At 65.1% G+C, this 26344-nt stretch carries 23 protein-coding genes; 11 read left to right on the top strand and 12 right to left on the bottom strand.

What is annotated here, in order from left to right:
• Nucleotides 1-4: 4 nt before the first annotated feature.
• The gene (gene gyrB, locus ACPRTJ_RS10115; RefSeq protein WP_210014027.1) at nt 5-2422 is read left to right on the top strand and encodes a DNA topoisomerase (ATP-hydrolyzing) subunit B; all 2418 of its coding nucleotides are present in this window, start codon (nt 5-7) and stop codon (nt 2420-2422) included.
• 125 nt (nt 2423-2547) lie between these two features.
• Here gyrB and ACPRTJ_RS10110 read toward each other — a convergent pair whose 3' ends face one another.
• Nucleotides 2548-3858, bottom strand: coding sequence for a sigma-54 interaction domain-containing protein (locus ACPRTJ_RS10110; RefSeq protein WP_054916056.1), 1311 nt, complete (start codon nt 3856-3858; stop codon nt 2548-2550).
• A 252-nt stretch (nt 3859-4110) separates the two neighbouring features.
• On the opposite strand from ACPRTJ_RS10110, the gene ACPRTJ_RS10105 reads away from it, so the two are divergent.
• Genes ACPRTJ_RS10105 through ACPRTJ_RS10095 form a run of 3 tightly spaced genes read left to right on the top strand, consistent with a single transcriptional unit; the run spans nt 4111 to nt 7127 of the window.
• The gene (locus ACPRTJ_RS10105; RefSeq protein WP_043862233.1) at nt 4111-4995 is read left to right on the top strand and encodes an MBL fold metallo-hydrolase; all 885 of its coding nucleotides are present in this window, start codon (nt 4111-4113) and stop codon (nt 4993-4995) included.
• Between the two features lie 39 nt (nt 4996-5034).
• Nucleotides 5035-6312 carry an NAD(P)/FAD-dependent oxidoreductase gene (locus tag ACPRTJ_RS10100; protein WP_054916055.1) on the top strand — a complete coding sequence of 426 codons (1278 nt, stop codon included), beginning with the start codon at nt 5035-5037 and terminating at the stop codon, nt 6310-6312.
• On the top strand, nt 6309-7127 hold the full coding sequence (locus ACPRTJ_RS10095; RefSeq protein WP_426428755.1) for a sulfite exporter TauE/SafE family protein: 819 nt from the start codon (nt 6309-6311) through the stop codon (nt 7125-7127). Before ACPRTJ_RS10100 ends, ACPRTJ_RS10095 begins: the two co-directional genes overlap by 4 nt.
• A gap of 7 nt (nt 7128-7134) precedes the next feature.
• On the opposite strand, the gene ACPRTJ_RS10090 is transcribed toward ACPRTJ_RS10095, so the two are convergent.
• The gene (locus ACPRTJ_RS10090; RefSeq protein ID WP_054916053.1) at nt 7135-8022 is read right to left on the bottom strand and encodes a LysR family transcriptional regulator; all 888 of its coding nucleotides are present in this window, start codon (nt 8020-8022) and stop codon (nt 7135-7137) included.
• 136 nt (nt 8023-8158) lie between these two features.
• Here ACPRTJ_RS10090 and ACPRTJ_RS10085 point away from each other — a divergent pair, with 136 nt between their 5' ends.
• Together ACPRTJ_RS10085 and ACPRTJ_RS10080 are read left to right on the top strand one after the other, a co-directional pair.
• The gene (locus ACPRTJ_RS10085; RefSeq protein WP_054916052.1) at nt 8159-9808 is read left to right on the top strand and encodes a GMC family oxidoreductase; all 1650 of its coding nucleotides are present in this window, start codon (nt 8159-8161) and stop codon (nt 9806-9808) included.
• A 94-nt stretch (nt 9809-9902) separates the two neighbouring features.
• Nucleotides 9903-11525, top strand: a complete 1623-nt coding sequence (locus ACPRTJ_RS10080) for an MFS transporter (RefSeq protein ID WP_043862238.1) — start codon at nt 9903-9905, stop codon at nt 11523-11525.
• Between the two features lie 179 nt (nt 11526-11704).
• On the opposite strand, the gene ACPRTJ_RS10075 is transcribed toward ACPRTJ_RS10080, so the two are convergent.
• The 4 genes from ACPRTJ_RS10075 to glyQ are packed head-to-tail and all read right to left on the bottom strand — an operon-like array spanning nt 11705 to nt 16047.
• Nucleotides 11705-12475, bottom strand: coding sequence for a lysophospholipid acyltransferase family protein (locus ACPRTJ_RS10075; protein WP_043862239.1), 771 nt, complete (start codon nt 12473-12475; stop codon nt 11705-11707).
• A gap of 21 nt (nt 12476-12496) precedes the next feature.
• Nucleotides 12497-13039: a D-glycero-beta-D-manno-heptose 1,7-bisphosphate 7-phosphatase gene (gene gmhB / locus ACPRTJ_RS10070; protein WP_054916051.1), complete on the bottom strand. Its 543-nt coding sequence runs from the start codon at nt 13037-13039 to the stop codon at nt 12497-12499.
• Between the two features lie 3 nt (nt 13040-13042).
• Nucleotides 13043-15097, bottom strand: a complete 2055-nt coding sequence (glyS, locus tag ACPRTJ_RS10065; protein ID WP_043862241.1) for a glycine--tRNA ligase subunit beta — start codon at nt 15095-15097, stop codon at nt 13043-13045.
• On the bottom strand, nt 15094-16047 hold the full coding sequence (gene glyQ / locus ACPRTJ_RS10060) for a glycine--tRNA ligase subunit alpha (RefSeq protein ID WP_043862242.1): 954 nt from the start codon (nt 16045-16047) through the stop codon (nt 15094-15096). Before glyQ ends, glyS begins: the two co-directional genes overlap by 4 nt.
• Before the next feature lie 81 nt (nt 16048-16128).
• On the opposite strand from glyQ, the gene ACPRTJ_RS10055 reads away from it, so the two are divergent.
• Entirely contained in the window at nt 16129-16680 is a 552-nt protein-coding gene (locus tag ACPRTJ_RS10055; RefSeq protein ID WP_043862243.1) for a DNA-3-methyladenine glycosylase I, read from the top strand.
• 39 nt (nt 16681-16719) lie between these two features.
• The gene (locus tag ACPRTJ_RS10050; RefSeq protein ID WP_054916050.1) at nt 16720-17607 is read left to right on the top strand and encodes a lysophospholipid acyltransferase; all 888 of its coding nucleotides are present in this window, start codon (nt 16720-16722) and stop codon (nt 17605-17607) included.
• Between the two features lie 107 nt (nt 17608-17714).
• Here ACPRTJ_RS10050 and ACPRTJ_RS10045 read toward each other — a convergent pair whose 3' ends face one another.
• The 5 genes from ACPRTJ_RS10045 to def are packed head-to-tail and all read right to left on the bottom strand — an operon-like array spanning nt 17715 to nt 22238.
• Nucleotides 17715-18026, bottom strand: a complete 312-nt coding sequence (locus tag ACPRTJ_RS10045) for a tetratricopeptide repeat protein (protein ID WP_043862245.1) — start codon at nt 18024-18026, stop codon at nt 17715-17717.
• 12 nt (nt 18027-18038) lie between these two features.
• Nucleotides 18039-19412 (bottom strand): Trk system potassium transporter TrkA, encoded by a 1374-nt coding sequence (gene trkA / locus ACPRTJ_RS10040; protein WP_043862246.1) that lies wholly within the window; start codon nt 19410-19412, stop codon nt 18039-18041.
• A 19-nt stretch (nt 19413-19431) separates the two neighbouring features.
• Nucleotides 19432-20745, bottom strand: coding sequence for a 16S rRNA (cytosine(967)-C(5))-methyltransferase RsmB (rsmB, locus tag ACPRTJ_RS10035; protein ID WP_054916048.1), 1314 nt, complete (start codon nt 20743-20745; stop codon nt 19432-19434).
• The gene (gene fmt / locus ACPRTJ_RS10030) at nt 20742-21674 is read right to left on the bottom strand and encodes a methionyl-tRNA formyltransferase (protein WP_426428751.1); all 933 of its coding nucleotides are present in this window, start codon (nt 21672-21674) and stop codon (nt 20742-20744) included. Before fmt ends, rsmB begins: the two co-directional genes overlap by 4 nt.
• 57 nt (nt 21675-21731) lie before the next feature.
• Nucleotides 21732-22238, bottom strand: coding sequence for a peptide deformylase (def, locus tag ACPRTJ_RS10025; protein WP_043862249.1), 507 nt, complete (start codon nt 22236-22238; stop codon nt 21732-21734).
• A gap of 209 nt (nt 22239-22447) precedes the next feature.
• Here def and dprA point away from each other — a divergent pair, with 209 nt between their 5' ends.
• Entirely contained in the window at nt 22448-23545 is a 1098-nt protein-coding gene (dprA, locus tag ACPRTJ_RS10020) for a DNA-processing protein DprA (RefSeq protein ID WP_104571748.1), read from the top strand.
• Nucleotides 23546-23584: 39 nt separating this feature from the next.
• Nucleotides 23585-24142, top strand: a complete 558-nt coding sequence (locus ACPRTJ_RS10015) for an L-threonylcarbamoyladenylate synthase (RefSeq protein ID WP_043862251.1) — start codon at nt 23585-23587, stop codon at nt 24140-24142.
• Between the two features lie 99 nt (nt 24143-24241).
• Here ACPRTJ_RS10015 and ACPRTJ_RS10010 read toward each other — a convergent pair whose 3' ends face one another.
• On the bottom strand, nt 24242-25219 hold the full coding sequence (locus ACPRTJ_RS10010; RefSeq protein WP_054916045.1) for an NADPH:quinone reductase: 978 nt from the start codon (nt 25217-25219) through the stop codon (nt 24242-24244).
• Between the two features lie 155 nt (nt 25220-25374).
• On the opposite strand from ACPRTJ_RS10010, the gene hemF reads away from it, so the two are divergent.
• Nucleotides 25375-26301 (top strand): oxygen-dependent coproporphyrinogen oxidase, encoded by a 927-nt coding sequence (gene hemF / locus ACPRTJ_RS10005; protein ID WP_426428749.1) that lies wholly within the window; start codon nt 25375-25377, stop codon nt 26299-26301.
• The last annotated feature ends 43 nt before the right edge of the window (nt 26302-26344 follow it).

Raw genomic sequence — 26344 nt, 5'->3', positions numbered from 1 at the left:
AGGCATGAGCGAAAATCAAACGTACGACTCCTCCAGCATTAAAGTGCTCAAAGGGTTGGATGCCGTACGCAAGCGTCCCGGTATGTACATTGGCGACACCGATGATGGTAGCGGCCTGCACCACATGGTGTTCGAGGTGGTCGATAACTCGATCGACGAAGCCCTCGCTGGCCACTGTGACGACATTACCGTAATCATCCACCCGGATGAGTCCATCACCGTTCGCGACAACGGCCGCGGCATCCCAGTCGATGTACACAAGGAAGAAGGGGTTTCCGCCGCAGAGGTCATCATGACCGTACTGCACGCCGGCGGTAAGTTCGACGACAACTCCTACAAGGTATCCGGCGGCCTGCACGGTGTGGGCGTCTCGGTGGTGAACGCGCTTTCCGAAGAGTTGATCCTCACCGTTCGCCGCAGCGGCAAGATCTGGGAGCAGACCTACGTTCACGGTGTACCGCAGGCTCCGATGAAGGTTGTCGGCGACAGCGAAACCACCGGCACCCAGATCCACTTCAAGCCATCGTCCGAAACCTTCAAGAACATCCACTTCAGCTGGGACATCCTGGCCAAGCGGATTCGTGAACTGTCGTTCCTCAACTCTGGCGTAGGCATCCTGTTGAAGGACGAACGCTCGGGTAAGGAAGAGGAATTCAAGTACGAAGGTGGCCTGCGCGCATTCGTCGAATACCTGAACACCAACAAGACTCCGGTGAACGAAGTGTTCCACTTCAGCGTTCAGCGCGAGGATGGTGTGGGTGTGGAAATCGCCCTGCAGTGGAACGACAGCTTCAACGAGAACCTGTTGTGCTTCACCAACAACATTCCGCAGCGCGACGGTGGTACTCACCTGGTGGGTTTCCGTTCGGCGCTGACGCGTAACCTGAACAACTACATCGAGCAGGAAGGTCTGGCCAAGAAGAACAAGGTCGCGACCACCGGTGATGATGCCCGTGAAGGCCTGACCGCAATCATCTCGGTGAAGGTGCCTGATCCCAAGTTCAGCTCGCAGACCAAGGACAAGCTGGTTTCGTCCGAAGTCAAAACTGCGGTGGAACAGGAGATGGGCAAGTACTTCTCCGACTTCCTGCTGGAAAACCCGAACGAAGCCAAGGCTGTGGTCGGCAAGATGATCGACGCTGCGCGCGCCCGTGAAGCGGCCCGTAAAGCGCGTGAAATGACCCGTCGCAAGGGCGCGCTGGACATTGCCGGGCTGCCGGGCAAGCTTGCCGACTGCCAGGAGAAAGACCCTGCCCTCTCCGAACTGTACCTGGTGGAGGGTGACTCCGCAGGCGGCTCGGCCAAGCAAGGCCGCAACCGCAAGACCCAGGCTATCCTGCCGCTCAAGGGCAAGATCCTCAACGTCGAGAAAGCACGTTTCGACAAGATGATCTCGTCCCAGGAAGTGGGCACGCTGATCACCGCACTGGGCTGTGGCATCGGCCGCGAAGAGTACAACATCGAGAAGCTGCGCTATCACAACATCATCATCATGACCGATGCTGACGTCGACGGTTCGCACATCCGTACCCTGCTGCTGACCTTCTTCTTCCGTCAGTTGCCGGAGCTGGTCGAGCGCGGCTACATCTACATCGCGCAGCCGCCGCTGTACAAGGTCAAGAAGGGCAAGCAGGAGCAGTACATCAAGGACGACGAGGCCATGGAAGAGTACATGACCCAGTCGGCTCTCGAAGATGCCAGCCTGCACCTGGACGAGTCCGCGCCACCGGTTTCCGGTGTCGAGCTGGAGCGTCTGGTCAACGAATTCCGTACCGTGATGAAGACCCTCAAGCGCCTGTCGCGCCTGTACCCGCAAGAGCTCACCGAGCACTTCGTGTACCTGCCGGCCATCTCGGTGGAGCAGCTGTCCGACCACGCGCACATGCAGAACTGGCTCGCCAGGTTCGATGAGCGCCTGCGCAATACCGAGAAGTCGGGCTTGCTGTACAAGGCCAGCCTGCGTGAAGACCGCGAGCGCAACGTGTGGCTGCCAGAAGTGGAAATCACTTCCCACGGCCTTGCCAGCTACGTGACCTTCAACCGCGACTTCTTCGGCAGCAACGACTACCGCACCGTGACCGCGCTGGGCGCCCAGCTTGCCACCCTGCTGGGTGAAGGTGCCTACGTGCAGCGTGGCGAACGCAAGAAAGCCATCACCGAGTTCAAGGAAGCCCTGGACTGGCTGATGGCCGAAAGCACCAAGCGTCACACTATCCAGCGCTACAAAGGGCTGGGCGAGATGAACCCGGACCAGCTGTGGGAAACCACCATGGACCCGACTGTTCGCCGCATGCTCAAGGTGACCATCGAAGACGCGATCGCTGCCGATCAGATCTTCAACACCCTGATGGGCGACGCCGTGGAACCGCGCCGCGAGTTCATCGAAAGCAACGCCCTGGCGGTATCCAACCTGGACTTCTGACCGGTTTCAGTACCTCTGAAAGCGGGCGGTTATCCACAGTGACAACGCCCTCGAAAGGCCAACCCTCAGGGGTTGGCCTTTTTTGTTTTCCTGCCTAGGTGCTGCTGCGCCCTAGGCGTGAGCACTCAAGAAACACCCAGCTCGCGCAGGCGCCGATACAGGGTGCGCTCGCTCAGCCCCAGGTGGCGGGCAAGCTCGCTGCGCGATCCTTCGAAGCTGTCCAGCGCCTGGGCGATGTCGCGCAATCGGGTATTCGAGCGGCGTGGGGCACTGGCGGGCGAGTCGGCTCTCAGCTCCGTGGGCAGGTGCTCGGCGCGGATGATGCCGTCGTCGCTGAACAACCTCGCCCGCTCCAGAATGTTGCGCAGCTCGCGGATGTTGCCGGGGTAGCGGTACAGCCCCAGCAAGGTCATGGCCTCCTCGTCGACCCGCGGCGCAGCGGACCCGGCCAGGCGCTGCAGCAGGGTCTCGATCAGCAGGGGCAGGTCTTCGAAGCGCTCGCGCAGTGAGGGCAGGCGGATCGGGAAGCCGCTGATACGGTAGTAGAGGTCTTCGCGAAAGCTGCCGGCGGTGGCCATTTCCTTGAGTGGCTTGTGGGTGGCCGAGATCAGGCGGAAATCCGAATGCACCGTGCGCAGGCTGCCCACCGGGCGAAAGCTGCCCGACTCGATCAGACGCAGCAGCTTGACCTGCATCGCCAGCGGCACCTCACCGATCTCGTCGAGAAACAGGGTACCGCCATGGGCAGCTTCGGCCAGGCCGATCTTGCGCTGGTTGGCACCGGTGAATGCGCCCTTCTCGTAGCCGAACAGCTCGCTCTCCAGCAACGTCTCGGTCAGCCCCGTGCAGTCCACCACCACCAACGGACCGCTGGCACGCGGGCTGCTGGCATGCAGGGCGCGGGCGAACAGCTCCTTGCCGGTACCGGACTCCCCTTGCAGCAGCACCGGTATCTGCGCCGGCGCGGCCCGCTGGACACCGGCAAGGGCCTCCTGGAAGGCCGCCGAACGCCCTACCAGACCGAACTGCTGCGGCTGTGCCGACGCCACGGCGATGCTGGTCAGGCGTTCGACAAAGGCGATCACTTCACCCTGCTCGTCCAGGATCGGGCGCAACTCCACGTCCACATGCTCCGGCCCGCGCGGGGTGTGATGCACATGCAGCACCCGCTCGGGGGTGCGGCTGTGCCTGGCCTTGCGCATCGGGCAGTGCTCGCCCGCCTGGTCGCACGGCACCGCGTAGTGGTGCGAGACGTGGTGGCACTTCTGGCCGATCGGCGCGGCGCCCACCACCCCGAATTGATGCAGGTACGCGGTGTTGGCGGCAAGAATGTTGTACTGCAGGTCGAGCACGATGCTCGGCTGAGGTTCGTGTTCGAGGTAGGACACCAGCGCCTGCAGGGCGGGGCTGGCGGGTGTGTCGGGGTTCATGGGCATGACGGCACCAGGGGCAAGGCAGGCCCGCAGCTTAACCGAACGCCACGCCCACTGCCAAAAACTGCCAGCCTCTGCCAACCAGCTGACAGAACCGTGGCAGGCAGTTTCGGCCAGAGGGTCCAGACTCAGGTAAACCGGGCGTGCTGGCCGGGGGCAGGCGTGAATCTGCGCTGGCACATATCTTGATGACTGTTGGTCGAATGCCTGCACGGCTGGCCGGCAGGCATCAGCGGATTTCTCTGGAGAGCGGTAATGATCATCGGCGGTAACCTGTATGTAGAAGCGCTGTTCGACAGCGCGACCTCGACCATCAGCTACCTGGTCATGGACCAGGCCAGCGCGCACTGCGCCCTGATCGACAGCGTGCTGGACTATGACCCGAAGGCCGGGCGTACCGATACCGCCTCGGCCGACAAGCTGATCGCACGGGTACGCGAGCTGGGTGGTCAGGTGCAGTGGATACTCGAGACCCATGTGCACGCCGACCACCTCTCTGCTGCCGCCTATCTCAAGCAGGCGCTGGGAGGCCAGGTGGCCATCGGCAGCCGCATCACCCAGGTGCAGAAGGTGTTCGGCACGCTGTTCAATGCCGAACCCGGCTTTGCCCGTGATGGCAGCCAGTTCGATGTGCTGCTGGACGACAACGGCGAGCTCGCCCTTGGCACGCTCAAGCTGCGCGCCTTGCACACCCCGGGGCATACCCCGGCCTGCATGACCTACCTGGTACAGGCCGGTGACGAGTGCGTCGCGTTCGTCGGCGACACCTTGTTCATGCCGGATTACGGCACGGCCCGCTGCGACTTCCCCGGGGCCGATGCGCGCACCCTGTACCGCTCGATCCAGCGCATCCTGGCCCTGCCGGATGCCACCCGCCTGTTCATGTGCCACGACTACCTGCCCGGAGGCCGTGCGTTGCGCTACATGACCACGGTGGGCGAACAGCGCGCCAGCAACATTCACATTCGCGACGGCATCAGCGAGGACTGCTTCGTGGCCATGCGCGAAGCCCGTGATGCCACCCTCGACATGCCGCAACTGATCCTGCCCTCGGTGCAGGTGAACATGCGCAGCGGCCAGTTGCCCGAGCCGGAAGACAACGGTGTGCGCTACCTGAAGATCCCGCTCAACAAGCTCTGAACCTGCTGCACCAGAATTATTATTAAAGGACGTACTGCCATGCCTGCCCCCTCCTCTGCCGCTGCCCGCGAGGTCAGCCACCACAAGGTGCTGATCGTCGGCGCCGGTGCCGCCGGAATCGCCACCGCCTCCAGCCTGCTGGCGCGTGATGCCTCGCTGGATATCGCGATCATCGACCCCGCCGACGTTCACTACTATCAACCTGGCTGGACCATGGTCGGCGCGGGCGTGTTCCGTGCAGCGTCCACCGCCCGCACCCTGGCCTCGACCGTGCCGGCGGCGGTCAGGTGGATCAAGGCCGCCGTGCAACAGTTCGACCCGCAGGCGCAGACCGTCAGCCTGGATGACGGGCGCCTGGTGAGTTACGAACAGCTGGTGGTATGCCCCGGGCTGCGGTTGGCCTGGGACGCCATCGACGGTCTGGTCGAGACCCTCGGCCAGAACGGCGTGACCTCCAATTACCGCTACGACCTGGCACCCTACACCTGGCAGCTGGTGCAGGGCCTGAAGGAAGGCCGCGCCGTGTTCACCCAGCCACCGATGCCGATCAAGTGCGCCGGTGCCCCACAAAAAGCCCTGTACCTGTCGTGCGACCACTGGCTGCGCAGCGGGCGCCTGGGGGCGATCCAGGCGCAGTTCTTCAACGCCGGCAACGTGCTGTTCGGTGTCGCCGACTATGTGCCGGCGCTGATGGAATACATCGACCGTTACGGCGTGGACCTCAACTATTCACACCGGCTGGTGGCGGTGGACGGGCCGGGCAAGCGCGCGACCTTTCTGCGCACCCTGCCCGACGGCAGCAGCGAAACCGTGGTGCAGGCATTCGACATGCTGCATGTGGTACCGCCGCAGGTTTCGCCGGACTTCATCCGCAACAGCCCGCTGGCTGATGCGGCCGGTTGGCTCGAGGTCGACCCGGCCACCCTGCGCCATGCGCGCTACGGCAACATCCATGGCCTGGGCGATGTGATCAACACCAGCAATGCCAAGACGGCCGCCGCTGCCCGCAAGCAGGCGCCGGTGGTGGCCAACAACGTGCTGGTGGCACTGGGGCGCCTGTCGCGTCTGGCCGAATACGACGGCTACGGGTCGTGTCCGCTGACGGTGGAACGCGGCAGGATCGTGCTGGCCGAGTTCACCTACGGCGGCAAGCTGGCACCAAGCTTTCCGCGCTGGTTGCTCGACGGGCGCAGGCCCACGCGCCTGGCCTGGCTGCTCAAGGCGCGGATACTGCCGCCGCTGTACTGGCGCTGCATGCTCAAGGGGCGCGAATGGCTGGCCAAGCCGGTTGCGCGACTGCGTGAGGCGCGCCAGTGACAGAGCATGAACTGGTCGGCGCCGGTCTGGGCGCCCTCATTGGCATCATCCTGGCCCTGACGGGCGCCGGTGGCGGCATTCTTGCGGTGCCGCTGCTGGTGTTCGGCCTGGGCCTGAGCATGGTCGAGGCGGCCCCGGTCGGCCTGCTGGCGGTGGGCCTGGCGGCAGGTGTGGGTGCGGTGCTGGGGCTGCGTCAGGGGCTGGTGCGCTACCGGGCCGCGCTGTTCGTCGCGCTGATCGGCATGTGTGCCACCCCCTTCGGCCTGCTGCTGGCGCATCGCCTGCCCAATGCACCGCTGGCGCTGGGGTTCAGCCTGGTGCTGGTGTATGCCTGCGCACGCATGCTGCGCAAGGCCCGGCGCGAGCTGCGGGGCGAGCCGCCCTGTGCGGATCGTGCCCTGCAGCCCTGTGTGCTCAACCCGTTGCAGGGGCGCTTGCGCTGGACCCTGCCCTGCGCCCGCGCGTTGGCCTTCACCGGCTTGCTCAGCGGCCTGCTGTCCGGCCTGCTCGGGGTCGGTGGCGGGTTTGTGATCGTGCCTGCCCTGGGGCGCTACACCAACCTTGAGATGAAAAGCATCGTCGCCACGTCGCTGGCGGTGATCGCCCTGGTGTCGCTGGGCAGCGTGTTGAGCGCCAGCCTCAGCGGGGTGATGCACTGGGGTGTCGGCGTGCCGTTTGCCGGCGGTGCGGTGGCGGGCCTGGTGGTTGCGCGCCAGTTCGCCCACCGCCTGGCCGGGCCGCGTCTGCAACAGGGCTTTGCGCTGGTGGGGATAGCGGCTGCCCTGTTGCTGGCGGTCAACACCCTGGCGAGCTGAACGCCGCTCACTCGGCGAGCAGTTCGCCCTGCTCGTCGGCGCACAGCGCCAGCAGGTAGTCCCACACTACCCGCAGGCGCACCGACTTGTGCAGTTCGCGCCGGGTGCTGATCCAGTAGCTGCGCTGGATGGTTTCGCTGGGCAGCACGCGCACCAGGTGCGGGTCGTGGCGGGCCATGTAGTTGGGCAGTACCGCGATGCCCAGCCCGGCACGCGCCGCATGCTGCTGGGCGATCACGCTGGTGCTGCGAAACACCACGTTCGGTGCGCGGCAGAAGCTGTTGAGAAACAGCAACTGCTGGCTGAACAGCAGGTCGTCCACGTAGCCGATCCAGCTGTGCCGGGCCAGGTCTTCGCGGCTGTTGAGCGGCGCAGCCCTGGCCAGGTACTCGGGGCTGGCATACAGCGCCAGGCGGTAATCGGTGAGTTTTCGCGTGATCAACAGGTCGGCATGCGGGCGTTCCAGGTGAATGCTGATCTCTGCCTCGCGGTTGATGATGCTGACAAAGCGCGGCACTGCAACCAGCTCCACCTCCAGCCCGGGGTAGCGTTCGAACAGGCTGCCCATGCGCGGGGTGAAGAACATGATGCCGATGCCCTCGGTCACCCCCAGGCGAATCTTGCCCAGCGGCGTGATGGCCTGGGTGATCTCCTCCTGCGCCAGCAAGGCGACGTTCTCCATGGCTTCGGCGTGCTTGAGCAGGGCCTGCCCGGCCGGGGTCAGTTCATAGCCCTGGGCGTGCTGCACGAACAGAGCCGTGCCCAGGCTGCTCTCGATGCTCTCGATATGCCGGGCCACGGTGCTATGGGTGGTGTTGAGGCGCTTGGCGGCGGTCAGCAGGCGGCCGCTACGCTGCAACTCGAGAAAAAACCGCAGGTCATTCCAGTCGAACATGCTTTTCCTTGTGAATCAGAGGTTCACTTGCGTTGTTCTAAAACGCACAGCCGTTGCGTGAAATCTAACGTGTTCAACTCGAAAATAATCAATAACACTGGCCTGGACAAGAATAAAAATCAGGCGCGAGGTCTTCATGGCACCAGCCGATCATTCTTACGACTACGTGGTAGTCGGTGCCGGCCCTGCCGGCTGTCTACTGGCCAATCGGCTGTCTGCCGACCCTGGCTGCCGCGTGCTGCTGCTCGAAGCCGGCGGTCGCGACAACTACCCCTGGATCCACATTCCGGTGGGCTACCTCTATTGCATTGGCAACCCGCGTACCGACTGGTGCTTCAAGACCGAAGCGCAACCGGGGCTCGACGGGCGCAGCCTGGGCTACCCACGGGGCAAGGTGCTGGGCGGGTGTTCCTCGATCAACGGCATGATCTACATGCGCGGTCAGGCCCGCGACTACGATCACTGGGCCGAACAGGGCAATCCCGGGTGGGCCTGGGATGACGTGCTGCCACTGTTCAGGGCCAGCGAAAACCATTTTGGCGGCGCCAGCGAGCTGCATGGCAACGCTGGCGAATGGCGGGTCGAACGCCAGCGCTATTCGTGGGCGATCCTCGATGCGTTTCGCGAGGCGGCAGCCCAGAGCGGCATCGCCAGCATCGACGACTTCAACGGTGGGAATAACCAGGGCTGTGGATACTTTCAGGTCAACCAGCGCAGCGGCGTGCGCTGGAATGCGGCCAAGGCATTCCTGCGCCCCGTGCGCCACCGCCCCAACCTGACGGTGCTGACCGGCGTCGAGGTGGACAAGGTGCTGCTCGACAATGGTCGCGCTTCGGCCGTTCAGGCGCGCTGGCAGGGCAGCGAACAGCGTTACCAGGCCCGCCGCGAAATCATCCTGTGTGCCGGGGCGGTGGGTTCGCCGGGCATTCTTCAACGCTCCGGCATCGGCCCGCGGCCATTGCTGGAACGCCTAGGCATCCCGGTACTGCACGAATTGCCCGGCGTGGGCGGCAACCTGCAGGATCACCTGCAACTGCGCCTGATCTACAAGGTCAGCAACGTGCGCACCCTCAACCAGGTGGCCAACACCCACTGGGGCAAGCTGGGCATGGGCCTGCGCTATCTGTATGACCGCAGCGGCCCGTTGGCCATGGCGCCGAGCCAGCTGGGGGCGTTCGTGCGCTCGCACCCCGAGCAGCCCACGCCCAACCTGCAGTACCACGTGCAGCCCCTGTCGCTGGACCGCTTCGGCGAGCCGCTGCATCGCTTTGCCGCATTTACCGCCTCGGTGTGCAACCTGCGCCCGCTCAGCCGCGGGCGTGTGGATATCCGCTCGGCCAACCCGGGCGATGCACCGGTCATCGACCCCAACTACCTCAGCGAGCCTGAAGACCTGCGCGTCGCCGCCCAGGCCATCCGCCTTACCCGACAGATCGTGCAGGCCCCTGCCCTCGCCGCTTTTGCACCGGTCGAATACCTGCCAGGCGCAGCACTCGATACCGAGGAGCAGTTGCAGCAGGCTGCCGGGCAGATCGGCACCACCATTTTCCACCCGGTAGGTACCTGCCGCATGGGCAACGGCCCGCTGGATGTGGTGGACGCACAGTTGCGCGTGCATGGCGTGGCGGGGTTGCGCATCGCCGATGCCTCGATCATGCCGCAGATCACCTCTGGCAATACCTGTTCACCCACCCTGATGATCGGCGAAAAGGCCGCGCAACTGATTCTTAAGGCCGCACCCGCAGCCAGCAACAGCAGTGGCAAGACCGCGTTAGCGACGCCCTGAGGGCGGCGTGCAGTGACGTCGGCAGCAGTCGGCCGGCGACGACAGTGGAACAACAACAAGAATCACTGTGCCCGCAAGGGCCGAGGACAGCACGATGTCGGACACTCTTCAACAGCAGGGCGCTGCAGCCGCGGGCAACAGCCGCCGCGAAGAACGCAAGATCATTTTCGCGTCATCCCTCGGGACGGTTTTCGAGTGGTATGACTTTTTTCTCTATGGGGCGCTGGCGGTCGTCATCAGCAAGCAGTTCTTCGCCGGGGTCAACGACACCACGGCGTTCATCTTCGCGCTGATGGCGTTCTCCGCCGGGTTCCTGGTACGGCCCTTCGGCGCTCTGGTGTTCGGGCGCCTGGGCGACATGATCGGGCGCAAATACACCTTCCTGGTCACCATCGTGCTGATGGGCCTGTCGACCTTTGCGGTGGGCCTGCTGCCCAACTACGCCAGCATCGGCATTGCCGCGCCGATCATCCTGGTGGTGCTGCGCATGCTCCAGGGCCTGGCCCTGGGTGGCGAGTACGGCGGCGCGGCCACCTATGTGGCCGAGCACGCGCCGCCCGGCAAGCGCGGCTTTCACACCGGGTTCATCCAGTCCACCGCTACCCTCGGCCTGCTGCTTTCGCTGCTGGTGGTGCTGGGCAGCCGTTACCTCACGGGCGACCAGTTCGAGGTATGGGGCTGGCGCCTGCCGTTTTTGCTGTCGATCGTGCTGCTGGGTATTTCCACCTGGATCCGCATGAGCATGCACGAGTCGCCGGCCTTCGTGAAAATGAAAGCCCAGGGCAAGACCAGCAAGTCGCCGATTCGTGAGTCGTTCGGCTCGTGGGCCAACCTCAAGATCGTGCTCACCGCACTGTTCAGCATCAACGCCGGCCAGGCGGTGACCTTCTACACCGCGCAGTTCTACGTGCTGTTCTTCATGACCCAGATGCTCAAGATGGACCCGGCCCAGGCCAATACCCTGCTGATCATCAGCGTGGTTATCGGCGCGCCGTTCTTCGTGTTCTTCGGCTGGCTGTCGGACCGGATCGGGCGCAAGCCGATCCTGATGCTCGGCCTGCTCCTGGCCACCGTGCTGTACTTCCCGCTGTTCAAGGGCCTGAGCCACTACGCCAACCCGCAGATCGACGCGGCCAGCCGCCAGGCGCCGATCGTGGTGATGGCCGATCCGCAGGGCTGCACCTTCCAGTTCGACCCGGTGGGCAAGGCACGTTTCGACAGCACCTGCGACAAGGTCAAGACCTTCCTGGTCAAGCAGGGCCTGCCGTACAGCTCGCAATCGGTGCCTGCCGGTACCGAGGTGGTGGTGACCATCGGCGAGCAGCGTATCGACGGCTTCGACGAAGCGGCCATGCGTGCGGCCATCGAAAAGGCTGGCTACCCGGCCAAGGCAGACCCGGCCAACGTGAACCAGCCGATGGTGGTGCTGCTGATCGTGGTGATGATCCTGATCGCGACCATGACCTATGGTCCGCTGGCGGCGGTGATGGTGGAGCTGTTCCCCACGCGCATCCGCTACACCTCGATGTCGCTGCCGTATCACATCGGCAATGGCTGGTTCGGCGGCTTCCTGCCGACGGTATCGTTCGCGCTGGTGGTGTATACCGGGGATATCTTCTACGGGCTGTGGTACCCGGTGCTGATTACCGGGGTGAGCCTGGTGGTGGGGATCTTCTGCCTGAAGGAGACCAACAAGGTGGACCTGGACAAGGTGTGAAAGGGCCTTAAGTAATCCACAAAAAAACCGGCCTAAAAGCCGGTTTTTTTATCGCGCGAAAAAACTTATGCACGATTTTCGCAAAACAGTCATACAGAGAAATAAGCAGTTAAATCATAAGGTTAGCGAATTTTTCTGAAAGAAATCCAAATACTGTACACACGTTATCCACAGAACGGTCAGGTCACCGGCTGGGCGTCGTCGGGGGCGTGCGCCGGCAGCGAACCGAGGTCGCGCTGGGTCTGCTCGTTCCATGCCGCCGCACGGTCGTTGAGCGCTGCGATGGCGCGTGGCCCGGTGCCTTCGGCATACATAGGCTCGCCGATCACCACCTCGATGGTGCCGGCGCGCTTGCCCCAGCCTTCCTTGGGCCAGTACTTGCCGGCGTTGTGCGCGATCGGCAGCACCGGCAGGTTGGCATTAACCGCCAGCGCGGTACCGCCACGGGAGAACTTGCCGATCTTGCCGAACGGCACGCGGGTACCCTCCGGGAAGATCAGCACCCACACACCGTCCTTGAGCAGCTTGTCGCCTTCGGTGGCCACCTGCTTGAGCGCAGCCTTGGGGTTGTCGCGGTCGATGGCGATGGGCCGCAGCATGGCCATGGCCCAGCCGAAGAACGGCACGTACAGCAGTTCGCGCTTGAGCACCTGGCTCAAGGGCTGGAAATAGGCGGAGAGGAAAAACGTCTCCCAGGTGCTCTGGTGATTGGAGAGGATCACGCAGGGTTGCGCCGGAATGTTCTCGGCCCCGGTGACGTTCACCCGAATGTTCAGGAAAACACGCACCAGCACCAGCGCAAAACGGCACCAGTACACATTGATGAAGCGGTAACGGGCGCGGAACGAAAGGAACGGCGCGATAAAGAAGCTCAGGGTGCACCACAGCAACGAGCTGGTACCCAGCAGCAGGTAAAAAAGAAAAATTCTGATCGCCTGCAGGATCGACATAGCGGAATGTACCGTTGCGGGCTAACCCGCCTGTGTGTGGATAAGTGCACTGGCGATCGACGCCAGGTCATCGAAAATCAGCGTTGCCTCGGGCACGCCCTTGCTCAGGGTCTGCTCGCCTTTGCCGGTCCTTACCAGAACCGGTTGTGCATCGACGGCGCGCGCGGCTTCCAGGTCACCCTTGCTGTCACCCACGAACCACACTCCGGCCAGGTCGACCGCGTAATGGTTGGCAATGGTGCGCAGCATGCCCGGCCTGGGCTTGCGGCAATCGCAGCCGTCGTCCGGGCCATGCGGGCAATAGACGATCAGGCCCACCTCGCCGCCCTGCGCCACCACCAGCTCGCGCAGGCGCGCGTGCATGGCGTCGAGGGTGGCCAGGCTGTAATAGCCACGGGCGATGCCCGACTGGTTGGTGGCCACCGCCACCGTCCAGCCGGCCTTGCTCAGCTGCGCAATGGCCTCGATCGAACCCGGGATGGGAATCCACTCGTCCAGCGACTTGATGTAGGCGTCGGAGTCCTGGTTGATCACCCCGTCCCGATCGAGAATCAGCAGCTTCACGTCCTACCCCAGCAGCGAGATGTCGGCCACGCCCAGGAACAGGCCGCGCAGGCGGCTGAGCAGGGCATAACGGTTGGCTCGCACGTTGGCGTCGTCGGCGTTGACCATCACCGCCTCGAAGAACGCATCCACCGGCTCGCGCAGCGCGGCCAGGCGCGCCAGCGACTCGCTGTACTGACGCGCAGCGGCCATCGGTTGTACCGCCTGATCGGCCTGTTGAATGGCCGAGTACAGCGAGAACTCGTTGGCGTTGTCGAAGTACTTGGGCTCTACCGAGGTCGCCACCGAACCTTCGGCCTTGCTCAGCAGGTTGGACACACGCTTGTTCACCGCAGCCAGGGCTGCGGCTTCCGGCAGCTTGCGGAACGCCTGCACGGCTTGCACGCGCTGGTCGAAGTCCAGTGCCGAGCCTGGCTTGAGCGCACGTACCGAGAGATAGGTGGCCACGTCGATGCCTTCATCTTCGTAACGCGCACGCAGGCGGTCGAAGACGAATTCCAGCACCTGCTCGCTCAGGCCGGCAGCCTTGACCTTGGCACCGAACTGGGCGACTGCGACGTTCACCGCCTCGTTCAGGTCCAGGTCCAGCTGCTTCTCGATCAGGATACGCAGCACGCCCAGGGCGGCGCGGCGCAGGGCATAGGGGTCCTTGCTGCCGGTTGGCAGCATGCCGATGCCGAAGATGCCGACCAGGGTGTCGAGCTTGTCGGCGATGGCCACGGCCGCACCGGTCAGGGTCGAGGGCAGTTCGGCACCGGCACCGCGCGGCATGTACTGCTCGTTCAGGGCCAGGGCGACGTCTTCGGGCTCGCCGTCGTTGAGGGCGTAGTAGTAGCCGGCAACGCCCTGCATTTCAGGGAACTCGCCAACCATCTCGGTGGCCAGGTCGCACTTGGACAGCAGGCCGGCACGCGCCGCGCGCTGGGCGTCGCCGCCGATGCGCTGGGCAATGAACGCAGCCAGCTTGGCCACGCGCTCGGCCTTGTCGAACACGCTGCCCAGCTGTGCCTGGAACACCACGTTCTGCAGGCGCTCGTTGAAGCTTTCGAGCTTCTGTTTCTTGTCCTGCTTGAAGAAGAACTCGGCGTCGGTCAGGCGCGGGCGCACGACCTTCTCGTTGCCTTCGATGATCTGCTTCGGATCGCGGCTCTCGATGTTGGCCACGGTGATGAAGCGCGGCAGCAGCTTGCCGTCCACGTCCAGCAGGCAGAAGTACTTCTGGTTGTCCTGCATGGTGGTGATCAGGGCTTCCTGCGGCACCTCGAGGAAACGCTCCTCGAACGAGCACACCAGCGGCACCGGCCATTCGACCAGCGCGGTCACTTCGTCGAGCAGGGCCGGCGGCACGATCGCGGTGCCTTCCTGCAGGGTGGCCAGTTCGGCGGTGCGTTTGCTGATCAGCTCGCGGCGCTCGTTGGCGTCGGCCAGCACATAGGCGGCGCGCAGGTCGGCCAGGTAGTTGGCAGGCGAGGTGATGCGCACGGCTTCAGGGTGGTGGAAGCGGTGGCCACGCGAGTCGCGGCCGGCCTTCTGGGCGAGGATGGTGCAATCGATGACCTGGTCACCGAGCAGCATCACCAGCCACTGGGTCGGACGCACGAATTCTTCCTTGCGTGCACCCCAGCGCATGCGCTTGGGAATCGGCAGGTCGTTGAGCGAGTCTTCGACGATGGTCGGCAGCAGGCTGGCGGTCGGCTTGCCGACGATGTTCTGGCTGTAGCGCAGTTTCGGCCCGCTCTGGTCGATTTCACTGAGGTCCACGCCGCACTTCTTGGCAAAACCCAGGGCGGCCTGGGTCGGGTTGCCGTCGGCGTCGAACGCGGCCTGGCGTGGCGGGCCGTCGAGGTTGACGCTGCGGTCCGGCTGCTGGGTGGCCAGGGCGGTGATCAGCACCGCCAGGCGACGTGGCGCGGCGTACACGGTCTTGCTCTCGAAGCTCAGGCCGGCCGCTTGCAGGCCCTTGTCGATGCCGGCCAGGAAGGCTTCGGCCAGGGTGTTCAGGGCCTTGGGTGGCAGCTCTTCGGTGCCCAGTTCTACCAGGAAATCTTGAGCACTCATTGTGCAGCCTCCAGCTTGGCCAATACTTCGTCACGCAGGTCCGGGGTCGCCATCGGGAAGCCCAGCTTGGCACGGGCCAGCAGGTAGGCCTGGGCCACGGCACGCGCCAGGGTGCGCACGCGCAGGATGTACTGCTGACGCGCGGTCACCGAGATGGCGCGGCGTGCATCCAGCAGGTTGAAGGTGTGCGAGGCCTTGAGCACCATTTCATAGCTTGGCAGCGGCAGCGGCTGGTCCAGTTCGATCAGGCGCTTGGCTTCGCTCTCGTAGAAGTCGAACAGTTCGAACAGCTTGTCGACGTTGGCGTGCTCGAAGTTGTAGGTGGACTGCTCCACCTCGTTCTGGTGGAACACGTCGCCGTAGGTCACCTTGCCGAACGGGCCGTCGGCCCATACCAGGTCGTAGACCGAGTCCACGCCCTGCAGGTACATGGCCAGGCGCTCCAGACCGTAGGTGATCTCGCCGGTGACCGGGTAGCACTCGATGCCGCCGGCCTGCTGGAAGTAGGTGAACTGGGTCACTTCCATACCGTTGAGCCAGACTTCCCAGCCCAGGCCCCAGGCGCCCAGGGTCGGCGACTCCCAGTTGTCTTCGACGAAGCGGATGTCGTGCACCAGCGGGTCCAGGCCCACGTGCTTGAGCGAGCCCAGGTACAGTTCCTGGAAGTTGTCCGGGTTCGGCTTCAGGACCACCTGGAACTGATAGTAGTGCTGCAGGCGGTTGGGGTTTTCGCCGTAGCGGCCGTCAGTCGGGCGACGACTGGGCTGCACATAAGCGGCGTTCCAGGTTTCCGGGCCGATGGCGCGCAGGAAGGTGGCGGTATGAAAAGTGCCGGCGCCTACTTCCATATCGTAGGGCTGAAGTACCACACAACCTTGCTCGGCCCAGTACTGCTGCAGGGCGAGGATCAGGTCTTGGAAGGTACGCACGGCTGGCGTAGGCTGGCTCACGAAATTCACCTTTTCCAGGGCTGCGAATATAAAGAGCGGGAGTATAACCCGATTCGCCCCCGCCTCTACCCTTGGAGCCTTATGCCACGCTGCTTTTGGTGTACCGATGATCCGTTGTACCAGGCGTACCACGACAGCGAGTGGGGCACGCCCCAGCGCGAGCCTGGCGCGCTGTTCGAAATGCTGCTGCTCGAAGGCTTTCAGGCCGGGTTGTCGTGGATCACGGTGCTGAAGAAGCGCGAGCGCTACCGTGAGGTGCTGTTCGGCTTCGACCCGCAGCGCCTGGCGCAGATGACCGATGCCGAGATCGAGGAGCGCATGCTCGACCCCGGCATCATCCGCAACCGCCTCAAGCTCAACGCCGCGCGGCGCAACGCCAGGGCCTGGCTGGCGCTGGACGAGCCGGCGCAGTGGCTCTGGTCGTTCGTCGGCGGGGTGCCGAAAATCAATCATTTCAGCCAGCGCAACGAGGTGCCGGCCGTGACCGACGAGGCCACGGCCATGAGCAAGGCCCTGAAGAAAGCCGGCTTCACCTTTGTCGGGCCGACCATCTGCTATGCCTTCATGCAGGCCACTGGCATGGTCATGGATCACACCACCGATTGCGATCGTTACGCCGCCCTGCGCCGCTGACGGTTACAATGCGCGGCTTGCAGAAGGAGGAACCTGCCTGTGGATAAGTTCAAGGGCGCCTTGATGGTCGGGGCGTTGCGATTGTTTGCCAAGTTGCCCTGGGGCGCGGTGCAGCGGGTTGGCGCGGCCATCGGCTGGATCATGTGGAAGGTGCCCAACAGCTCGCGCAACGTGGTGCGCATCAACCTGGCCAAGTGTTTCCCCGAGATGGACCCGGCCGAACGCGAGCGCCTTGTGGGCCGCACGCTGATGGACATCGGCAAGTCGTTCACCGAAAGCGCCTGTGCGTGGATCTGGCCGGCGCAGCGCTCCATCGACCTGGTGCGCGAGGTCGAGGGCCTGGAGGTGCTGCACGAGGCACTGGCGTCGGGCAAGGGCGTGGTGGGCATCACCAGCCACCTGGGCAACTGGGAAGTGCTCAACCACTTCTATTGCAGCCAGTGCAAGCCGATCATCTTCTACCGCCCGCCCAAGCTCAAGGCGGTGGATGACCTGCTGCGCGAACAGCGCGTGCAACTGGGCAACCGCGTGGCGGCGTCGACCAAGGAAGGCATCCTCAGCATCATCAAGGAAGTGCGCAAGGGCGGCCAGGTGGGCATTCCGGCCGACCCGGAGCCGGCGGAATCGGCGGGGGTGTTCGTGCCGTTCTTTGCCACCAAGGCACTGACCAGCAAGTTCGTGCCGAACATGCTGGCCGGTGGCAAGGCGGTGGGGGTGTTCCTGCATGCGTTGCGCCTGCCGGACGGTTCGGGCTTCAAGGTGATCCTGGAAGCGGCGCCGGATGCGATGTACAGCACCGACGTGGAGACCTCGGCGGCGGCCATGAGCAAGGTGGTGGAGCGTTATGTGCGCGCGTATCCAAGCCAGTACATGTGGAGCATGAAGCGCTTCAAGAAGCGCCCGCCGGGCGAGACGCGCTGGTACTGAGCGCCCCTTCGCGGGTCAAGCCCGCTCCCACAGGGATATCAGTGATCTCAGGATCTGCTCTGTACCTGTGGGAGCGGGCTTGACCCGCGATGGGCTGCACAGCAGCCCTAAACAGCCTTGTCGAGCTTCCTGAGAAACACCGTCATCTCCTTCTCCGCCTGCTTGTCCCCATGCGCCTGCGCTGCAGCCAGCCCTTCGGTCCAGGCCTGGCGCGCGCCGGCCACGTCGCCCTGCACCTGATACGCCTTGCCCAGCAGCTTCCACGCCGCCGAGTACTTGGGGTCGAACTCCACGCAGCGGCGCAGGTGCAGCGCGGCCTCTGCGCCGTTGCCCTCATCCAGCCAGGCCTTGCCCAGGCCGAAGCGCAGCAGCGAGTTATCCACACCCTTGGCCAGCATCTTTTCCAGTGATTCGCGCATTCCGGTTTCTCCCTAGAAGAAGCTCAGGCCCACGTGGAACAGCTTCTCCACGTCGCGGATGTACTTTTTATCCACAACGAACAGGATCACGTGGTCGCCGGACTCGATCACCGTGTCGTCGTGGGCGATCAGCACCTGCTCGTCGCGGATGATCGCACCGATGGTGGTGCCCGGCGGCAGCGCGATGTCCTCGATGGCCTTGCCGATCACCTTGCTCGACTTCGAATCGCCGTGGGCAATGGCCTCGATGGCTTCGGCCGCGCCACGGCGCAGCGAGTGCACGCTGACGATGTCGCCGCGGCGCACGTGGGCCAGCAAGGTGCCGATGGTGGCCTGCTGCGGGCTGATGGCGATGTCGATCTCGCCGCCCTGCACCAGGTCGACATAGGCCGGGTTGTTGATGATGGTCATCACCTTCTTCGCGCCCAGGCGCTTGGCCAGCAGCGAGGACATGATGTTGGCTTCGTCATCGTTGGTCAGGGCCAGGAAGATGTCGGCGTCGGCGATGTTCTCTTCCAGCATCAGGTCGCGGTCCGAGGCGCTGCCCTGCAGCACCACCGTGCTGTCGAGGGTGTCGGACAGGTAACGGCAACGCGCCGCGTTCATCTCGATGATCTTGACCTGGTAGCGGCTCTCGATGGCCTCGGCCAGGCGTTCGCCGATCTGCCCGCCGCCGGCGATCACCACGCGCTTGTTGGTTTCGTCGATGCGGCGCAGCTCGCCCATCACTGCGCGGATGTGGTTCTTGGCGGCGATGAAGAACACCTCGTCGTCGGCCTCGATCACCGTGTCGCCCTGTGGCTTGATCGGCCGGTCGCGACGGAAGATCGCCGCCACGCGGGTGTCCACATTGGGCATGTGCTCGCGGATCTGGCGCAGCTGCTGGCCCACCAGCGGGCCGCCGTAGTAGGCCTTGACCGCCACCAACTGGACCTTGCCCTCGGCGAAGTCGATCACCTGCAGGGCGCCGGGGTGCTCGATCAGGCGCTTGATGTAGTGGGTGACCACCTGTTCGGGGCTGATCAGCACGTCGACCGGGATCGCCTCGTTGTTGAACAGGCCGCTGCGGGTCAGGTAGGCCGACTCGCGAACCCGGGCAATCTTGGTCGGGGTGTGGAACAGGGTGTAGGCCACCTGGCAGGCGACCATGTTGGTCTCGTCGCTGTTGGTCACCGCCACCAGCATGTCGGCATCATCCGCACCGGCCTGGCGCAGCACCGTCGGCAGCGAGGCGCGGCCCTGCACGGTGCGGATGTCGAGGCGATCGCCCAGATCGCGCAGGCGGTCGCCATCGGTGTCGACCACGGTGATGTCGTTGGCTTCGCTGGCCAGGTGCTCGGCCAGCGTGCCGCCGACCTGCCCCGCGCCCAGGATGATGATCTTCATCCGCTCTCCCTTGTGCTGGTTAGTGTCCGCGAACGGCGGCGATCTTGATCAGCTTGGCATAGTAGAAGCCATCGTGGCCGCCTTCCTGCGCGAGCAACTGCCGGCCATGGGGCTGGCGGATGCCGGCCTCGGTGGCCAGGTCCAGCTCGCGCGCGCCCGGCGTGCGGGCCAGGAACGCCTCGATCACTTCGGTGTTCTCGGTCGGCAGGGTCGAGCAGGTGGCGTAGAGCAGGATGCCGCCCACTTCGAGGGTTGGCCACAGCGCGTCGAGCAGCTCGCCCTGCAGGCTGGCCAGGGCAGCGATGTCATCGGCCTGGCGGGTCAGCTTGATGTCCGGGTGGCGACGGATCACACCGGTGGCCGAGCAGGGAGCGTCCAGCAGGATGCGCTGGAAGGTCTTGCCGTCCCACCAGCTGGCGGTGTCGCGGGCATCGCAGGCGATCAACTGGGCATCCAGGCCCAGGCGGTCGAGGTTTTCACGCACGCGGGTCAGGCGCTTGGCTTCCAGGTCGATGGCCACCACCGCCTCCAGCCCGGCATGCGCCTCGAGCAGGTGGCAGGTCTTGCCGCCGGGGGCGCAGCAGGCGTCGAGCACGCGCTGGCCGGGCGCCAGGTCGAGCAGGTCGGCGGCCAGCTGCGCGGCTTCGTCCTGCACGCTGATCCAGCCCTGTTCGAAGCCCGGCAAACCGCGCACGTCGCAGGCCTCGGCGAGCAGAATACCGTCACGGCTGTACGTGCACGGCGCGGCATCGATGCCGGCTTCGCGCAGCAGGCCCAGGTAGGCATCGCGGCTGTGGTGGCGGCGGTTGACCCGCAGGATCATCGGCGGGTGGGCATTGTTGGCGGCGCAGATGGCTTCCCACTGCTCGGGCCAGAACGCCTTGAGCGACTTCTGCAGCCAGCGCGGGTGCGCGGTGCGCACCACCGGGTCGCGTTCGAGTTCGGCAAGCATCTCGCTGCTCTCGCGCTGGGCGCGGCGCAGCACGGCATTGAGCAGGGCCTTGGCCCAGGGCTTTTTCAGCTTGTCGGCGCACCCGACCGTTTCGCCGATGGCGGCGTGGGCCGGCACGCGGGTGTACAGCAGCTGGTAGAGGCCCACCAGCAGCAACGCCTCGACATCCTTGTCGGCGGCCTTGAACGGCTTTTGCAGCAGGCGCTCGGCCAGTGCCGACAGGCGTGGCTGCCAGCGTGCGGTACCGAAGGCCAGGTCCTGGGTGAGGCCGCGATCGCGGGCCTCGACCTTGTCCAGCTGGGCGGGCAGCGAACTGTTGAGCGAGGCCTTGCCGCTGAGCACGGCGGCCAGGGCGCGGGCGGCGGCCAGACGCGGGTTCATTGGCCCAGCACCGTGCCGCTGGCGAATTTTTCGCGGCGGCTGTTGTACAGGTCGCTGAAGTTCAGCGCCTTGCCGCCGGGCAGTTGCAGGCGGGTCAGGCACAGCGCCTGCTCGCCGCAGGCCACGATCAGGCCGTCCTTGCTGGCAGACAGGATCTCGCCCGGCGTGCCCTTGCCATCGGCCAGGCGCGCACCGAGCACCTTGAGGGCTTCGCCGCCCAGGGTGCTGTGGCAGATCGGCCACGGGTTGAAGGCGCGGATCAGGCGCTCCAGTTCCTCGGCGGGGCGCGACCAGTCCAGACGCGCCTCGTCCTTGTTCAGCTTGTGGGCATACGTGGCCAGCGCGTCGTCCTGCACTTCGCCGTGCAGGGTGCCCGCGCCCAGGCCGTCGATGGCCTGCAGCACCGCGGGCGGGCCCAGTTCGGCCAGGCGATCGTGCAGGCTGCCGCCGGTGTCGCTGGCGCTGATCGGGGTGCTGACCTTGAGCAGCATCGGCCCGGTGTCCAGGCCGGCCTCCATGCGCATGACCGTCACGCCGCTTTCGGCGTCGCCGGCCTGCACCGCGCGCTGGATCGGCGCGGCGCCGCGCCAGCGTGGCAGCAACGAGGCGTGGCTGTTGATGCAGCCCAGGCGCGGAATATCCAGCACCGCCTGGGGCAGGATCAGGCCGTAGGCCACCACCACCATCAGGTCGGGCTTGAGTGCGGCCAGCTCGGCCTGCGCCTCGGGGCTGCGCAGCGTCGGCGGTTGCAGCACCGGGATGGCGTTATCCACAGCCAGCTGCTTGACCGGGCTGGGCATCAGCTTCTGGCCACGGCCGGCCGGGCGGTCTGGCTGGGTGTAGACCGCGACGATTTCATGGGGGCTGGCCAGCAGGGCCTTGAGGTGTTCGGCGGCAAACTCGGGGGTGCCCGCGAAGACGATGCGCATGCAGTTCTCGCTTAAAAAGAAAAAGGCTTGCCGGAGCAAGCCTTCTGGAATGAGGGATCAAGCGTTCTGGCGGTGCTGCTTTTCCAGTTTCTTCTTGATGCGGTCGCGCTTGAGGTTCGACAGGTAGTCGACGAACAGCTTGCCGTTGAGGTGGTCGCATTCGTGCTGGATGCACACGGCCAGCAGGCCTTCGGCGATCAGTTCGAAGGGCTTGCCGTCGCGATCCAGGGCCTTGACCCTGACCTTCACCGGGCGGTCGACGTTCTCGTAGAAGCCGGGTACCGACAGGCAGCCTTCCTGATACTGGTCCATGTCGTCGGTGAGCATTTCCAGCTCGGGGTTGATGAAGACCCGCGGTTCGCTGCGGTCTTCGCTCAGGTCCATGACCACCACGCGCTTGTGCACGTTGATCTGGGTGGCGGCCAGGCCGATGCCAGGGGCTTCGTACATGGTTTCAAACATGTCATCGATCAACTGACGGATGCTGTCGTCCACTTCCGTCACCGGTTTGGCGATGGTGCGCAGGCGCGGGTCCGGGAATTCGAGGATGTTCAAGATGGCCATAAGCGTATGAGCTGCACTGTGCGATGGGTTGCAAACATGAATGCACATAATAAAGGTATTCGGCGCGTTCGGCACCCTTCTCAAGGTCGGCTAGGGTTTTGAAGGCGACTGGCGGCCCGCACCGGGCGGCGAGTTGTCAAACTATTATCAACAGAGTTATCCACAGGTTTTCACGCGTGGCTGACCCGCCTTCGATCAAGGATGATCCGATGCCCCTCCCGCCTGTTGCGGCGTGCTCGCCGGTTGAACTCGAGGCACGTCTGCGCCTGCACCGCCTTCCCGATATCGGGCCAAAGGGCTTTGGCTTGCTGCTGGAAGCCTTTGGCAGCGCGGCCGCCGCGCTTGATGCGCCCGCCACACAATGGCGGGCGCTGGGCCGCAGCCCGGCCAGCATAACGGCCCGCCACAGTGCCGAGGCTTACGCCGGCGCAGCGGCTGCAATGGCCTGGCTAGAGCGGCCCGGGCAGCATTTGCTGATGTGGGACGCCCCCACCTACCCTGGCTTGCTGGCCGAGCTTTGCGATGCCCCGCCCCTTCTGTTCATTGCCGGCGACCCGATGATTCTGGAGCAGCCGCAGCTGGCCATCGTCGGCAGCCGGCGCGCTTCACGCCCGGCCCTGGACACCGCGGCCGCGTTTTCCAGGCAACTGGCCCAGGCCGGTTTCGTGATTACCAGCGGCCTGGCGCTGGGGGTCGACGGTGCCGCTCACCAGGCTGCAATGGATGCTGGCGGACGCACTATCGGCGTGCTCGGCACCGGCCTGCAAAAACTTTATCCACAGCGACATCATGCCCTCGCGCAGGCCATGGCCGAGCGCGGTAGCGCAGTGGTCTCGGAGTTCCCGCTGGATGCCGGACCGGTGGCGGCCAACTTCCCGCGGCGCAATCGCATCATCAGCGGGCTGTCGCTCGGCGTGCTGGTGGTGGAGGCCAGCCTGGCCAGCGGTTCGCTGATCACCGCGCGCCTGGCGGCCGAACAGGGGCGCGAGGTGTACGCGATTCCTGGCTCCATCTACCATCCGGGGGCCAGGGGTTGCCATCAATTGATACGTGATGGCGCGATGCTGGTGGAGAGCATAGAGCAGATTCTGGAAAGTTTGCGTGGCTGGCAGAACCTTCCGTCGGCCGCCCCCGAGCCGGTGGTGCACCCGCTGCTGGGATTGCTGCTGGCGGCGCCGCACACCACCGAGGCGTTGGCGCTGGCCAGCGGTCAGGCCCTGCCCCAGGTGCTGGCCACGCTCACCGAACTGGAGCTGGACGGGCGTGTGTGCAGTGACGCGGGGCGTTGGTTTGCCCGGCCGGGCTAAGTACACTGCGTACCAGCCTTTGAACGCGGAGTGACAACGATGGTGAACAGTTGGCGTGTGCAACAAGCCGCGCGGGAAATTCGGGCGGGTGCGGTACTGGCCTATCCGACCGAGGCGGTCTGGGGCCTGGGCTGTGACCCGTGGAACGAGGAGGCGGTGGACCGCCTGCTGGCGCTCAAGTCCCGCTCGGTGAACAAGGGGCTGATCCTGATTGCGGACAACATCCGCCAGTTCGACTTCTTGTTCGAGGACTTCCCCGAGCTGTGGCTGGACCGCATGGCCAGCACCTGGCCGGGGCCCAATACCTGGCTGGTGCCGCACCAGGGCATGTTGCCGGAATGGATCACCGGCGTGCATGACACCGTGGCGCTGCGGGTCAGCGACCACCCGGTGGTGCGCGACCTGTGTTCGCTGGTGGGCCCGCTGGTGTCGACCTCGGCCAACCCGCAGGGCCGGCCGGCAGCGCGCTCGCGCCTGCGCGTGGAACAGTACTTCCACGGGCAGCTGGATGTGATCCTGGGCGGCAGCCTGGGCGGGCGGCGCAACCCGAGCGTGATTCGCGACCTGGCCACGGGGCAGGTCGTCAGAGCGGGTTGAAGGCCCTTCGGGCCTTTTTCGCGGGTCAAGCCCGCTCCCACAGGCGTTGTGGATAACCTTGTGGGAGCGGGCTTGACCCGCGATGGCGTCACTGCTGAATCAAGGCAACAACACCGTAGACCCCACCGTCCGCCGCGCCGACAGCTCTGCCTGAGCCTTGGCCGCCTCGGCCAGCGGATAGCGCTGCTGGATATCCACAGCCAGCTTGCCGCTGGCGATCATTTCGAACAGCTCGTCGGCCATCGCCTGGGTGTTCTCGGCATTGTTGGCATAGCTGGCCAGCGTCGGCCGGGTCACATACAGCGAGCCCTTCTGCGCCAGGATCCCCAGATTGACTCCGCTCACCGCGCCCGACGCATTGCCGAAGCTCACCATCAGCCCGCGCGGCGCCAGGCAGTCCAGCGAGGTCAGCCAGGTGTCCTGGCCCACGCCGTCGTACACCACCGGGCACTTCTTGCCGCCGGTCAGCTCCAGCACGCGCTGCGCCACGTCTTCACGGCTGTAGTCGATGGTTTCCCATGCACCCAGGGCCTTGGCCCGCGCCGCCTTCTCCGGCGAGCTCACGGTACCGATCAGCTTCACGCCCAGGGCCTTGGCCCACTGGCAGGCCAGCGAACCCACCCCACCGGCGGCGGCATGGAACAGCACCGTCTGGCCGGCCTGCAGCGCGTAGGTCTGGCGCAGCAGGTACTGCACGGTCAGGCCCTTGAGCATCACCGCGGCGGCCTGCTCGAAGCTGATGCTCTCGGGCAGCTTCACCAGGTTGGCTTCAGGCAGCGTGTGCACCTCGCTGTAGGCACCCAGCGGACCGCCAGCGTAGGCCACCCGATCGCCCACCTTGATCCGCGTCACGCCCTCGCCCACCGCCTCGACCACGCCGGCAGCTTCGGTGCCCAGGCCCGAGGGCAGTGCCGGCGGCGCGTACAGCCCGCTGCGGAAATAGGTGTCGATGAAGTTCAGACCAATGGCGTGGTTGCGCACGCGGACCTGTTGCGGGCCGGGCGCGGCGGGTTCGAAGTCGACCAGGGTCAATACCTCGGGGCCGCCATGCTGGCTGAACTGGATACGCTTGGCCATCTGCACTCTCCTGCTGGATCCGGGAAAACCCCTATCGGACGCCTTTGCTTGATCGCCGTCAACTGCGGGTGGCCTGCCGCCGGTGGTATGCTACGCGCCGAATTCAGCGCCGGCCCCCGCCTGGCCCGGCCCTAGCCCGTTTCCAAGGTGACCTGATGACTACCCGCACCGAGGCCGTGAAGGCCTACCTGCTCGACCTGCAAGACCGGATTTGCGCCGCCCTGGAAAGCGAAGACGGCGGCGCCCGCTTCGTCGAGGACGCCTGGGTACGCGAAGCCGGTGGCGGTGGGCGCACGCGGGTGATCGGCGAAGGCAATGTCATCGAAAAAGGCGGGGTCAACTTCTCGCACGTGTTCGGCAGCGGCCTGCCGCCGTCTGCCAGCGCGCACCGCCCCGAACTTGCTGGCCGTGGTTTCGAGGCGCTGGGGGTGTCGCTGGTGATCCATCCGCACAACCCCCATGTACCGACCTCCCACGCCAACGTGCGCTTCTTCATTGCCGAGAAGGAAGGTGAAGCGGCGGTATGGTGGTTCGGCGGCGGCTTCGACCTCACGCCTTACTACGCCCACGAAGAAGACTGCATCCACTGGCACCGCGTGGCCGAGCAGGCCTGCGCACCGTTCGGCGCCGATGTGTACCCGCGCTACAAGGCCTGGTGCGACCGCTACTTCCACCTCAAGCACCGGGGCGAGCCGCGGGGCATCGGCGGCTTGTTCTTCGACGACCTGAACGAGTGGGACTTCGACACCTGCTTCGCCTTCATCCGCGCCATCGGCGATGCCTACGTCGAGGCCTACCTGCCCATCGTGCAACGGCGCAAGGCGCAGCCGTACACCGCCCAGCAGCGTGAATTCCAGGAGTTCCGCCGCGGGCGCTACGTGGAATTCAACCTGGTGTACGACCGTGGCACCCTGTTCGGCCTGCAATCGGGCGGCCGTACCGAGTCGATCCTGATGTCGCTGCCGCCGCAGGTGCGCTGGGGCTATGACTGGAAGGCTGCGCCGGGCAGCGAAGAAGCACGCCTGACCGAGTACTTCCTGCAGGACCGCGACTGGCTGGGTCTGGACAAGGCCGGTCACTGAACCCATTGTGGATAACGTGCCCGATTCGCCGGGCGGACTCAGG

The sequence above is a fragment of the Pseudomonas palmensis genome (genome assembly GCF_049942755.1).
Taxonomy (GTDB): domain Bacteria; phylum Pseudomonadota; class Gammaproteobacteria; order Pseudomonadales; family Pseudomonadaceae; genus Aquipseudomonas; species Aquipseudomonas palmensis.
This window is presented reverse-complemented; position numbering and strand designations above follow the sequence as displayed.